Source organism: Nocardioides sp. NPDC127514 (genome assembly GCF_040302125.1).
Lineage (GTDB): Bacteria > Actinomycetota > Actinomycetes > Propionibacteriales > Nocardioidaceae > Nocardioides.
The window spans coordinates 72,369-84,748 of record NZ_JBEORF010000012.1 but is presented as its reverse complement, the minus strand read 5'-3'; the positions used below and the strand labels follow the sequence as shown (position 1 = coordinate 84,748).

Here is a 12,380-nt window from a genome sequence, read left to right as displayed (position 1 = left end):
TGTGCTCCTTGCTCATCGCTTGTCATGTCCCCAGATGCTGGATGCCGGGTGGTCAACAGGGCGCCAGGACGCGTCGTCGACGACGGTGCCTCCCCAGCCGTACTCGATCTCGAAGCCCGAAGGTGTCCGGCAGTAGAAGCTGAACATCCCGTCGTTGGTGTGCTCGCCCAGGCCGCGGGACACCGCGCCGGCTTCCTCGCAGCGCTCATAAGCCCGACCGACCATGTTCATCTCGGTCACCTCCAGCATGAGGTGGTTGAGCTCGGTCGGACCCGTCCGGTTGGTGAGGGCGAGACTGTGGTGGCGTGCGGCGGAGCCGGCGCAATGCATGAAGGTCACCACGCGGTCGCCCCGGGTGATTGTGTCGGTGAGCCTGAGTCCGAGGACCGTGCGGGCGAACTCGATCATTTCTGCAAGAGGCTCGAGCACGAGCACTGCATGGCCTGCTCCAAGTCCCTCTGCGACAAATCGTGTGCCCCTCGGTGTGGCGAGCGGAACCCTGCTGCGACGGGGCCGTGCTACAACCTCCTGCCGGACCTCGCCGGGACCCATCACCCACGCCAGGGAGCCGCAGCCGCGTTCGACCGGGTCACCGATCTGTGCACCTGGTGTGGCGGCTGCCCACGCCGCGACGAACGCATCGTCTGGCAGCTCCCAGCCCAACGCGACCACGCGGTCGGTATCGGCGGCCTTCAGCTCCCATCGGAAGTCGCGCGAGTCGATCCGAATGCGGGCGACGTCACCGTCACGGGTGATGGCGACATCAAGAAGATTGGTGGCGAAGTCGACCCAGGAGTCGAGGTCGGCGACCTCGAGTATCACGTGTGCCAGGGCCGTAACGGGAGGAACGGTAAGAGTCATCGGGATACCCATCAGAAGAAGATGCTCAGGTTCTTGGCGAGGATGAGGGTCTGGTCGAGCTCGATGCGGCGAGAGGCGATCAACCAGCCGGCAGGACCGCCAGGTCGCAGCACGTCCACTCGGCAGCCGGCGAAGACATCTGGTGGATTGGTCTCGCCCCGACGGCGGTAGAGCAGGAAGTTCGAGAGCACCTTGTGCTCGCCATTCTCGGCCTGTGCGTGCACGATCACGTTGGTGATCAGGTGCCGAGTGCGGGACTGCGGTTCCTCCGACCAGGCCTGGCCGGTCCCGAGACGGTCGATCCTCATCTGAAGGTGCTGCAGGTTGTCGTCGAAATGGGCCACCTCGGTGGGCAGCGCCACCTCGAACTTGCGCTCTCGCTTGGTTCGCGTGGTGAGGGTCGGTGCCCAGTAGTGGACGTCCTCCGCCATCAGCTCGAGCCACTCGACGTAGCGCCGCTCGTCTTGGAGCTGTGCCTCGAAGTAGAGGAACTGCTCGATGTCGTGCTGCACAGCGGCCGGCGCAGGGGGCGGCCGCATGGTGGATGTCTGAGTCACTTCTCTCCCTCGTTGGTCATGGCAAACTCACGGGCCCGCTCACGGTCGCGCCGACCGCGCACCCGGGTCCCGGTCAGGTCGATCACGGTGCCTGTGGTCGTGGGCGATTCCCGGGGCGACGCCAGGAGCACGTATGGCCAGCTGTAGTCGGCGGGAACCACGTCGTGATCGGTCACAGTGCGCTGGCGCAGGCCTTCCTGCGGAAGGAGCTCAGTGATCACCCGGTGGTCCTGCCCAAGCGCTCCCGGACCTCGCAGATCGGAGTGCATGACACCGGGCGCCACCCCGTTGACCCGGATCTCGGGTGCCCACTCATAGGCGAGCTGTCGGATGAGCCCGTGGGCGGCGTGCTTTGAGGCGACGTACAGGGGCCCGCCTCCGCCGGGGTAGGCGTAGCCCCCGCTGAGAGTGACGATCACGTTTCCTCGGACTCGTCGCAGTTGTTCGCGAGCACACATCGCACCGAGGAGAACCGCCTTGACATTGACCCCGAAGACCTCGCCGAACGACGAGTCGAGGTTGTCCACATCCAGCTGAGCCGCGGACGTGCCGAAATCCCAGATGCCGGCGTTGGCGACCAAACAGTCAAGTTGCCCGTACGTGGCGACAGCATGGCGGACCGCCTTCGTCGTGTCCGCCGCGACCGTTACGTCTCCGACGACAACCTCGATCTCCGGGTGAGCCGCTGCCAGCTCGGCCGCCTTCTGTGAGGAGCGCTCCAGCACGACGACGCGGGCACCTGCACCGACGAAGGTGCCGACAAGGGCGTTTCCCAGGCCGCTGCCGCCCCCCGTGATCAGAGCAACCGTTCCCGAGAGCCGACGCGATGGCATCTCGTCAGACCTCCTCGATGGTGATCGTTCCGGTACCACCGTCGACGGTCACGCGGGCACCGTCGGGGATACGGTCGACAGCATCGGGGACCGAGACCACAGCAGGGATCCCCAGCTCGCGAGAGACGATGACGGCATGGCTGATCGGTGAGCCCGCCTCGACGACAACCGCACCGGCGGTAAGGAAGAGTGGGCCCCAGGTGGAATCGGTGATCTCGGCGACCAGGACGTCGCCGTCCTCGACCTTGGCCGCCTCGTCGATCGATTGGATGGTCCGCGCCCGACCGGTGTGTGTGCCCGGGGCCGCGGCGAGCCCGGTGATCACGGAACCGGCTTCGACACCGGCCACGCGGGAGGCCCTGCGAGGCTTGAAGGCATCCTTGGTCGGGGCCTCGCCGGCGAAGACGAAGGGCGGTTCGAGCGCGCACAACTCCTCGAGCTGGTGGCGTCGCGCAGCGATGGTGGCTGCGGCGGAGGCCGGATCGGCCAGATAGTCCTCGAGCTCGGCGTCCAGGACCAGCATGATGTCGTCGGCCGCGCCAGCTCCCGCGGCTGCGACCCGTCGGCCGAGCTCGCGCAGCGCGAGCCGTGCCTCCTGGATGCATTTGACGCAGTTGGTCTTCGCGCGCTCCCGACCGGGCAGCAGCAGCTTGACATTGGCGGCGGCGCCCAGGAACTGGCTCAGCGTCTCTTCGTCCCCGGCGAGCAGGGCGGCGACCTCGCCGATCGCCTTCTCCCGGCGTTCGGCGAGCTCGGCGGTCTTCGCCGTCGGAGCTTGGCTGTCGTCGGCGCGACGCAGCAGGTCGAGCATCTCCACTGCCAGCGAGGGGTGGGTGGCGAAGGTAGCGGAGCGGAGTTCCCACATGTTCTTGCCGTAGGCACCGTGCTGCTGGATGAACTCATCCCACACGACCAAGAAGTCGGCCGCGTCGGGATTCTTCGCCAGGCGCTCCAGCAGACCGTCGGTACCCCCTTCGAAGGCGGTGGTGAGAGTCGCCGATGCGCGAACTTGCCGGGACAAGGCCCACAGACCGTCTGAAGTGCCGGTCGAGTCGACCTCACCGAGCCCGGCGAGGATCTCGGATGCCAACTCTGAGCGACCAACGGCCGTGCACACCCCTGACACCACCGAAGTCACCACGTTGGCGCCGTACAGCAGGTAGATGTGGCTGCCGAAGAACCTACGCATCTCCCCGGTGAATCGGCGTGCACGGCCGAGGAGCTCGGCGTCCGTCAGGGACTGGAGGTCACCCCGCGCGGCGGCCTCACCGTCGATATATGCCTTGTCCTCGTCTAGGAAGGCCAGGTCCGGACCGGTGAGCAGACTCATCAGCCATGCGCCCGCCTGCGCGGTGCGCTCCGCGTTCTCGTCAGCCGGTGACGGAACGTATGCCGGGGCCTCCTGGTCGCCGAAGAACGACTGGTCCATCTGCTCAGGCGTCATCCCGGGAAGCCGGACCGCGAGGACCCGCGAAGCCGAGACGTTGATGTAGACGTAGCCACCGAAAGCTCCACACACTTCGTTGTCATCCGCGCGGAACTCCTCGAGAGCGAACGCGCCGATCTTGGCCAGCGCGTCGCGCCAGCCCAGCTCGTAGCCGCGAAAGCCCAGCAGGTCCCAGGTCAACGGGGAGACGGCTTCAGCGAAGACCTCCCCGACGTTGCCACGAGTCCAGACAGGGAAGCGCTCGCTCGGTTCGTCATCGATCAAGAAGAGCTTCGCTGTAGATCCAGTCATGTTGTTTCCCCTTGCGTCGTCCTGATTCGTAGCCCCTTGTGACACTCGCCACGAAATCATATAGTCGTGACGCCCGTCAAGGGCACGGGGTATCCACTTTCCAGGAGAGGCAGGACCAATGGGACAGCTCGAAGGCAAGGTCGCGGTGATAACAGGAGCTACCGGCGACATCGGCGCGGCGACCGCGCGCAGATTCGCGGTCGAGGGAGCGTCACTACTTTTGGTGGCGCGCCGCCAAGAGGCTCTCGACAAGCTCAGCCAGGAGATCAAGTCCGAGGTCGGCGAAAGCGTCGAGGTCGAGTTGGCGTGCGCCGACGTGACCCGAGAAGAGGACGTGGCGGGCTACGTCGAAGCCGCCCAGAAGCACTTCGGCCGCATCGACGTGTTCGTCAACAACGCCGGCTACCAGGGGGTCGTCGCACCCACCGGGGATTACCCGCTCGACGAGTTCGACAAGGTCATCGCGACCAATGTCCGCGGCACCTGGCTGGGCATGCGGGCCGTCATGCCCGCCATGGCGGCCGGTGGTGGCGGGAGCGTGGTGATCACCTCGTCGATGGGCGGCACCAAGGGTTTCCCAGGCTTCTCCGCCTACGTGACCAGCAAGCACGCGAACGTCGGCCTGATGCGCACCTGCGCCGCAGAGGGTGTGGCCGCGGGAATCCGGGTGAACTGCGTCAACCCCGGCCCGATCGAGAGTCAGATGATGAACGCGATCCACAGCCTCGCGGCCCCCGACATGCCATCGGCCGTCAAGGACCAGTTCCTGGCCGGAGTGCCGATGGGCCGCTACGGCGACGCAGCCGAGGTCGCCAGCGTGATGACTTTCCTCGCATCCGACTCCGCCAGCTATGTCACCGGCGCCTGCTACAGCGTCGACGGTGGCGTGATGATCTAGCGACTCGGCTCAACAAGCTTGGCTTCGACATACTCGCGCGCAGCCGGATAGAGCAGCTTGCGCAGTTCGAAGAACAAGTCTGCAGCCTGATTCCCGGGCCAGTCCGCCGGCAACACCTCGGCGGGCAGGCTCGGGTCCAGGACAGGCATGATCCGCCAGGTATGCAGCGCCATCGTGTAGGACACGTACGCCTGGAGAGGATCGACAGACGGAGCCAGCCGGAGCTTTGCCAGTTGCGGACCCTGCAAATGAACGAACTCCCGATACTGCGCCCCCAGCGCTGGCAAGTCCCAGCATCGCTCGACCAGGTCACGCAAGTGCCCGAAGCCCTCGAACTGACCAACGAACAACGTCATCTGGTCGGCCACGCCGAGGTTTCGCCCAAGCTCGACCACATCTGTCTTGAGCCAAGCCGGCGCGAGCCACTGGCCTGCACCCATGCTCGCGAAACCAAGTTGCTCCAGCCCAGAGCGCAGCAAATGCCTGCGGTCGCGCTCGCTCTCGGGCAGTGAGTACGACACCAACAGCCAACCGTCGACGAGCCTGGCCGGCTCCCTGTGAACAAAGATCCGACGGGACCGCTGCTCGATCCTCGCGACCATCGCTGGCGTGAACACGAGTCCAGCCTCCCCGTCTCGCCGCTCGCGAGACAGCATGCCCTGCTCCACGAGCCGGTCAGTCGCCGCACGCGCTGCCTTGGTGGTGAGCCCCAGATCCTCGAGCAAGCCCACGAGCACGCGCAACCGGACCCAGTCGCCGAGAACCTCCCAATAGCCACCCAGCAGCGTGAAGATCAAACGACGCGGACGACCGGCGGTACCGAGATTTCCGAACGAAGTCACGCAACAAGAGTACCCCAGGATATTTACGCTCGTCACATGGAAGCGAATCGACAGGTTGGGTCCGGGGGCATCGCCGGTGCAGGGTTGCGCGTTGAAGCCAGTCCGCCGAGGTGGCGCCAGTGATCTTAGGCTAATAGACTTTGCCTATGTCTGAACTCGCGAGCGAACGCTACACCGACCGCATCGCCGCCGGACCGCTCATCCTCGTCCAGGAGGTCTTGAACACCCGCGCCGCCGGCAAGCCCGCACTCGAGGACCTGCTATCGACGCCCGATTCTGCGACGTCGTGGGTCGCCGGCGCCCTGGAGGAGTGGAGTCGCCACACCGGGACGGAGGCGCCGACGATCGAGGTCGACGAACCCGGGATGGTGCGACTTCAGCAGCTCCGAGCATCGCTGCAGATGGCCATCTCAGGTGCCGTACGGGACACCCCGCTGCGACCCGCACGGAACGGGGTGGGCGGCACGCTCGAGGTCAGGATCGACGCCGATGGCACCTTCGCCCTGACACCGAACGGCAATGACGTCCGGTGGGTCGTCGCCGCAACGCTCAACGAGATCACGAACGCCCAGCTGACAGGAACGTGGCGTCGGTTGAAGATGTGCCGCAATCGGGCATGCTCGGTCGCGTTCTATGACGGCACGAACCCCAACAACGGCGCCTGGCATGACGTGCGTATCTGCGGCAACGCCGTCAACCTTCGAGCCTCGCGGCAGCGCCGGGCGGCCGCACGCGCATAGCTCCGCGCGACCGCCCGACCTGGCGACTATTCGGCCTTTGCCGCCCGGCAGGACCCCCACAGGGCGCCGGGATTGATACGCGACGGGTGGCGCTCGAGCATGTACTCGTAGAGCTCGACGGCGTTGCCGGTGCGACGCACCCCGCTCTCGAAGTCCAGAATGTAGCGGCGGGTCTCCTCGATGTGACGGGGGTCGTCATCTGCGACTGGGTCCTTGTGGCCTGCGACGATCGCGGTCGGTGCCAGCGCCTCGACCGTGTCGAGCGCCCTGAGCCACTCGGCTCGCCCGTCTGCGTCTGATGCCGCGAGCATGAGGTGCACGCCGTTGTAGATCACGTCGCCCGCAACGACCAGCCCGAGGTCGGGAACATGCAGGCAGGTGGTGTTGTCCCCGTCGGTGTGTCCCAGGCGGACCGGTCGGACCTCCGCCCCGCCCACGGTCAGGACCTCGCCGTCGAGCGGTTCCGCGAGCACGAGCCGCTCAGGGATCTGGTCGGGGAACCAAGCGCGCCAGACCGCCTTGAGCACCTCGGGCGAGGACTGGTACGCCATCTCCTCGACGACCTCCGGAAGCGCGACGGCGCGCGCATCGGGGTACTGATCCAGAACAGCGCCGAGGCCGAACCAGTGATCGCCATGGCCGTGCGTGACGTACACGCTCGTCACTGGGGCGCCACGCTCGCTGAGCCACCGACGCAGACCCTCGGCCTGCGCGATCGTGAAGAGCGGATCCACCAACAGCGCCTCTCCCCCGCCCGAGACGAGGATGCTCGAGGTCGGCGACCAGCGACGCTCGTCGAGATCGGGCGGGACGTCGGGGTTGGTGGTCGGCATGCCGTCTGCGATGTGCACGGCGTAGGTCAAGTCGTTCGATGTCATGGGTGACTCCTCGCATCTCTGGTATTCGCCCCACTCCGGGCCTCGTCGAGTGACGGCGTTGACATGAGCATAAACCCTATGCTTATGTCATCGCGTTCGAGTGGAGCACGGATCTCGAGGCAGCGGCTCCAGCCACCCGACCGCAAGAGAGCGATCGTCAAAGGAGACACGAGATGAACAGCCCAACTACGGAGACGCCGACCGCGGTGCTCGTCCACGGATACCTGGACGACGGCGCCATCTGGAACAGCGTCCGCACCGTCCTCGACGACCGGTCGATCCCGTCGATCGCCTTCAAGCTCGCCGGCATGGGCGACCGAGCCTCGGACCCAGGCCCGTTCACGCTCGTCCGATGGGCAGATGACCTCGAGACCGTCCTGCGCACGGTCGAGGGCCCGGTCGTGCTCGTCGGCCACAGCATGGGCGGCCAGATCGCCGAGCTCGTCGCAGCCCGTCTGGCCACGCAGGTACGTTCGCTGGTCCTGGTCAATCCGATCCCGCTGGCGGGCACTCACCTGCCCCCGGAGCAGATCGCGCCTTTCCGGGCACCGGATCTCGAGCTCGACGCCCAACGCGCCTTCCGGGCCACCCTCGCCACGGCCTTCCCTGCCGAGGAGAGTGACCGGCTCGCCCAGGTGACACTGAGCGTCGCTCCCTCGACCATCGCCGACACGGCAACAGCATGGAACGAAGGCCACCCCGACGGACAGCAGCCCAGCGCGTACCACGGGAGTGTCACCGTCCTGCGTGGCGAGAACGACCCCTTCGTCACGGACGAGATCATCTCCGCGTACGTCGCTCCCCGCTTTCCCGGTGTCACCACGCAGACGATCGCCGGCGCGGGTCACTGGGCGCACGCCGAGAACCCAGCGGCAGTCGCTGCGGTCATCGGCACGGTCGTCGAGGCGACCACGTCGAACACCGCCGACGGCCGCCCCGCCGAGAACTGGATGTCCGCGTTCGAGCAGCGCACCGAGGAGTCATTCGGGATGGCGCTCTCGCCGAACGTGCGGCTGGAGGCGAGTGCGCTCGCCAAGCCCCTGGAGCGCAAGGAGCAGGTCGAGGCCGCCATGGCCGCGGTGAGCGCCCTGTACGAACGGCTCGAGTTCGTGCGACAGGTGCAGGACGGCCAGCGGACCTATCTGGAGTGGGAGGCGGCCGCGTTCGGCGGGTTCGAGATGAAGGGGATCACCATCCTGACGCGCGATGAGGAAGGTCTCATCACCGAGATCGCCATCCACCACCGTCCTCTCGGGGCCGTGGTGCAGATCAACGCGAACGCCGGGGCGGCCCTGACTGCGCGCGGCCTCGTCCCCGCCGAGCACTTCGACTTCACGGAAGGCGAATGACCATGACCGAACGTATCGACGTGGAGTTCACCGCCGACGGCGAGGTGACGCTGCGCGGCTGGCTCTACCTGCCGGACAGCGAGGGCCCACGCCCCGCGATCACGATGGCGCACGGTTTCGGCGGCAATCGCGAGATGGGCCTCGACCCGTACGCACGCAAGTTCGCCGACGCCGGCTTCGTGGTGCTCATCCACGATCACCGCACCTTCGGCGCCAGCGACGGCGAGCCCCGCAACGACACCGACCCGTGGCGTCAGATCGCGGACTGGCGCCGTGCGATCAGCTTCCTGGAGGCCCGGCCGGAGGTCGATGCGGACCGCATCGGGGTATGGGGCACGAGCTTCGCTGGCGGTCACGCGATCGTGCTCGGCGCGACCGATGTGCGGATCAAGGCCGTGGTGTCGCAGGTGCCCACCATCAGCGGGTTCGAGCAGTGGCAGCGCAAGATCACGCCGGAGCGCATCGCCGCTTTCGAGCTTGCCCAAGCCGAGGACGAACGCGCTCTGGCCGCCGGCGGCGAGCTGCGCTACCTGACCTCCATCGGCGACGATCCGTCCGACCCGGCCCTGTACTCCGGCCCGGACGCGGTGCGCTTCTACCGTGACCTGGTTCCGCCGGGCCGCGAGAACAACACGGTGACAGCGCGCTCCAGCCGGGCCGCACGGCTGTACGAGCCGGGCGTATGGATCCCTCGCGTCTCACCCAAGCCGCTCATGATGATCGTCGCGACCGGCGAGACGGTGATCCCGGCCGACATCCAGCTCGCCGCCTTCGAACGGGCACTGGCCCCGAAGGAGCTCGTCCTGGTGTCCGGCGGGCACTTCGACGTCTACAAGGTGCACTTCGAGGAGTCCAGCGGGGCTGCGCTGTCGTGGTTCCGCACGCACCTCGACCCGGCCGCAGCCTCAACCGGCTCCTGAGGCGGCGGCGGTTCGCGCTGCTGCGACCGCCTCACCCGATGAGCTGCATGCCCGCACACACACTCTTCAACCAAGGAATTGCCATGTCCGTCCTCACCCACTCCGTCGATGGCGATGTCGCCACGATCGTCCTCGACAACCCTCCGCAGAATCGCTTTGCGCCCGAGTTCGCCGAAGAACTCAGTGATGCCGTCGACGCCATCACACGTAGCCAGGCCCGTGCCGTCCTGCTGCGCGCCGAAGGCCCCGACTTCAGCTACGGTGGCGACTTCCGGCCCTGGCTCGGCGCCGACCTCGCCAGCCTGCGCGCCGACTTCGACCAGATCATGGCCGTGATCAACCGGTTCGAGCAGCTCCCCGTCCCCGTCGTGGCTGCAGTCCAGGGCCTGTGCTTCGGTGGCGGGTTCGAGCTCGCGCTCCGCGCCGACATCATCCTCGCCGCCGAGGGCGCCCGCTTCGGCCATCCCGAGCAGTCGCTCGGCATCGTCACCCTCCTCGGCGGGATCCACCGCGTGGCCGAACGGGCCGGCCGGGCCCGCGCCTACGAGTGGGCCCTGACCTCCGAGCAGGTGCCCGCTTCGGTCATGGCTGAGGCCGGGGTCATCAACCGCGTCGTCCCCGACGATGAGCTGCGCGCCGAAGCCGAGGCCTTCGCCCTGAAGATCGCCCAAGGTCCCACTCGGGCACATGTCGTACACAAAAGGCTGCTGCGAGCCTGGGCCACCGGCGGCATCCCGTCCGCCGATCAGCAGCTGTTCGATCTCGCCGTCCCGCTCTACGAGACCGAGGACGTCAAGGACGGTCTTGCCTCCGCCGCCAAGGCCCTGGCAGAGGGCCGTCCCCGGCCAATCCTCCCGTTCAAGGGCCGCTGACCCCTCACCGCTACGTAAAGGACTCCTCATGATCATCGATTCCGCGGACCTGGACGCGAAGTCTGCCTACAAGCTGCTCATCGGCAGTGTCATTCCCCGTCCCATCGCTTGGGTGAGCACCGAGTCCACCGACGGCGTGGGCAATCTGGCCCCCATCTCCTTCTTCACGGTGGTCGGGCGCAAACCGCCGCGGATCTCGCTGTCGATGCAGCCGCGCTCAGATGGCGTCACGCTGAAGGACAGTTTCGTCAACATCCGCGACACCGGCGAGTTCGTGACCAACATGGCCACTCTGGAGCAGATCGAGGGGTTGCACCGCAGCGCGTTCGAGTTCGAGCCCGACGTCGACGAGTTCGACACGATCGGACTGGAGAAAGAGCCGTCCGAGGCCGTCCGCCCGCCGCGCATCAAGGGTGCACCCATCGCGTTCGAGTGCACCGTCGACCGCATCCTCTCCGCTCCCGACGGCGTCAACAACCTCGTGTGGGGCAATGTGGTTCGCTTCTACATCAGGGACGACCTGTACGTGGAGGGCGGCCGGATCGACTTCGGGGCCATCAACCCGGTCGGACGACTCGCCGCTGAGTACACCCTGGTGAACAACACGTTCGTTCCTCCGCTCGCCGCCGAGGTGATCGACCAGTACTCCGGTCGCCGGATGGAGCGCCTGGACCAGAAGGACGCGCACTATTCGCCGATCGACACACCCAGCTGGTCGCCGTCCGGCGCCGTCCTCGAGTAAGCATCAGCGGCGGACCACACGCGACTTCGACGTGATCGTCGCGCGTTCGGGCCTCACCGGGTGGCCCTTCACCAGTCCTCGGTCACCTGGGCAGCCGCGCCCTGGTGACCGAGGATTGGTCTTGGGGTGGCAGCTAGGCAGGGGGCGACACCCGTTGGGTGGCGCGGAAGGCCAGCGGGGTGTGGCCCGTGTGGCGTTGGAAGAACTTGCCGAAGTGGGTAGCGCTGGTGAAGCCGAGGTGGGCCGCGATGGTGGAGGCGGGTTCGGTGCCATGGGCTAGGAGGCGCTTGGCCTCCAGGACGAGGCGCTGGTCGAGGTAGTCCTTCGCGCTGACGCCCGCCCCGGTCTGGGTGGCACGGGTGAGGGTGCGGGTGGAGTAACCGAGCTCGCGGGCGTAGTCGTCGATTCGGTGGGTGCGGGTGAAGCCTCGTTCGACAGCGTCGCGAAAGCGGAGGAAGGGCTCCGGTGCGGATTCCGCGGCCTGGCCCTGCTGCTGCAGGTTGGCGAGGCGCAGGAGTATGACGTCGAGCAGGCGGTGCAGCAGCGCGGTGTGTACCGGCAGCGGATGATGGCCCCATTGGGAGAACTCGACGATCAGCTGCTCAGCGGCCGCTGCGAGAACAGGGATCCCCGAAGGTTCAGGGCGGTACAGCGGCATTGGCGTGATGCTGGTGCCGAGTCCGGTGAGTTCTGCAGTCTCGGGGGCGACGAAGTCCTCCCGGAAGAAGATCAGGATGGCCTCGGCCTGGTCATGGTTCTGCCACTGGTGCACCTGGCCGGGCCGGATCCACAGCCAGGAGCCGGGCGGCAGAACGTATCCGGTGAAGTCGACACGGTGAGTCAGGGTGCCGGCGGTGACCAGCATGAGGGTGTGGAAGTCCTGCCGGTGCGGGGTGGCGATGTGCCAGGGCCAGTCACGGGTACGGTCGCGGAAATCAGCCAGGGTCAGGACCTCCATGCCCACCGGGGTCCCGGCCGGAGGCTGGAACCCCACCTTCGGCATCCCCTCGCTCCCCCGACCGGGGTAGTGCCCCGCGTGTCGCCTGTGGACCATCACGAGACCGCAGCGTACCTCGCTGGAGGTCCGGTTCCGTCGCAGTATGGAGGTGTTCGGGGGGCCGCGGGCCCCTGGGGAAATGCCAGCGGTGTC

The 12,380-nt window shown here is 67.0% G+C and carries 13 protein-coding genes; 6 read left to right on the top strand and 7 right to left on the bottom strand.

Annotated elements, in window-relative coordinates; all coding sequences use genetic code 11:
• Positions 1-12: 12 nt before the first annotated feature.
• Genes ABTX24_RS11585 through ABTX24_RS11570 form a run of 4 tightly spaced genes read right to left on the bottom strand, consistent with a single transcriptional unit; the run spans position 13 to position 3,989 of the window.
• Positions 13-822, bottom strand: a complete 810-nt coding sequence (locus tag ABTX24_RS11585) for a VOC family protein (protein ID WP_350839694.1) — start codon at positions 820-822, stop codon at positions 13-15.
• Positions 823-872: 50 nt separating this feature from the next.
• Positions 873-1,400 carry a 3-phenylpropionate/cinnamic acid dioxygenase subunit beta gene (locus ABTX24_RS11580; protein ID WP_350839693.1) on the bottom strand — a complete coding sequence of 176 codons (528 nt, stop codon included), beginning with the start codon at positions 1,398-1,400 and terminating at the stop codon, positions 873-875.
• A 14-nt stretch (positions 1,401-1,414) separates the two neighbouring features.
• Positions 1,415-2,290, bottom strand: a complete 876-nt coding sequence (locus tag ABTX24_RS11575) for an SDR family NAD(P)-dependent oxidoreductase (RefSeq protein ID WP_350839692.1) — start codon at positions 2,288-2,290, stop codon at positions 1,415-1,417.
• Positions 2,256-3,989 (bottom strand): PEP-utilizing enzyme, encoded by a 1,734-nt coding sequence (locus ABTX24_RS11570; RefSeq protein WP_350839690.1) that lies wholly within the window; start codon positions 3,987-3,989, stop codon positions 2,256-2,258. Before ABTX24_RS11570 ends, ABTX24_RS11575 begins: the two co-directional genes overlap by 35 nt.
• 118 nt (positions 3,990-4,107) lie before the next feature.
• Here ABTX24_RS11570 and ABTX24_RS11565 point away from each other — a divergent pair, with 118 nt between their 5' ends.
• The gene (locus ABTX24_RS11565; protein ID WP_350839688.1) at positions 4,108-4,887 is read left to right on the top strand and encodes an SDR family NAD(P)-dependent oxidoreductase; all 780 of its coding nucleotides are present in this window, start codon (positions 4,108-4,110) and stop codon (positions 4,885-4,887) included.
• Here ABTX24_RS11565 and ABTX24_RS11560 read toward each other — a convergent pair.
• A complete protein-coding gene (locus ABTX24_RS11560) occupies positions 4,884-5,729 on the bottom strand; it encodes a PaaX family transcriptional regulator (protein ID WP_350839686.1) in 846 nt (281 codons plus the stop codon). The genes ABTX24_RS11565 and ABTX24_RS11560 overlap by 4 nt on opposite strands.
• Positions 5,730-5,875: 146 nt before the next feature.
• Here ABTX24_RS11560 and ABTX24_RS11555 point away from each other — a divergent pair, with 146 nt between their 5' ends.
• On the top strand, positions 5,876-6,469 hold the full coding sequence (locus tag ABTX24_RS11555) for a CGNR zinc finger domain-containing protein (protein ID WP_350839684.1): 594 nt from the start codon (positions 5,876-5,878) through the stop codon (positions 6,467-6,469).
• Between the two features lie 26 nt (positions 6,470-6,495).
• On the opposite strand, the gene ABTX24_RS11550 is transcribed toward ABTX24_RS11555, so the two are convergent.
• Positions 6,496-7,347: an MBL fold metallo-hydrolase gene (locus ABTX24_RS11550; RefSeq protein WP_350839682.1), complete on the bottom strand. Its 852-nt coding sequence runs from the start codon at positions 7,345-7,347 to the stop codon at positions 6,496-6,498.
• Positions 7,348-7,520: 173 nt separating this feature from the next.
• On the opposite strand from ABTX24_RS11550, the gene ABTX24_RS11545 reads away from it, so the two are divergent.
• From ABTX24_RS11545 to ABTX24_RS11530, 4 genes are all read left to right on the top strand, one after another.
• A complete protein-coding gene (locus tag ABTX24_RS11545; RefSeq protein ID WP_350839680.1) occupies positions 7,521-8,696 on the top strand; it encodes an alpha/beta fold hydrolase in 1,176 nt (391 codons plus the stop codon).
• A gap of 2 nt (positions 8,697-8,698) precedes the next feature.
• Positions 8,699-9,616, top strand: a complete 918-nt coding sequence (locus tag ABTX24_RS11540) for an alpha/beta hydrolase (RefSeq protein WP_350839678.1) — start codon at positions 8,699-8,701, stop codon at positions 9,614-9,616.
• A gap of 83 nt (positions 9,617-9,699) precedes the next feature.
• The gene (locus tag ABTX24_RS11535; protein WP_350839676.1) at positions 9,700-10,488 is read left to right on the top strand and encodes an enoyl-CoA hydratase/isomerase family protein; all 789 of its coding nucleotides are present in this window, start codon (positions 9,700-9,702) and stop codon (positions 10,486-10,488) included.
• A gap of 28 nt (positions 10,489-10,516) precedes the next feature.
• Positions 10,517-11,230, top strand: coding sequence for a flavin reductase family protein (locus tag ABTX24_RS11530; protein ID WP_350839674.1), 714 nt, complete (start codon positions 10,517-10,519; stop codon positions 11,228-11,230).
• 133 nt (positions 11,231-11,363) lie between these two features.
• On the opposite strand, the gene ABTX24_RS11525 is transcribed toward ABTX24_RS11530, so the two are convergent.
• Complete coding sequence (locus ABTX24_RS11525; RefSeq protein WP_350839672.1) at positions 11,364-12,233, bottom strand: helix-turn-helix domain-containing protein; 870 nt, start codon at positions 12,231-12,233, stop codon at positions 11,364-11,366.
• Positions 12,234-12,380 lie beyond the last annotated feature (147 nt).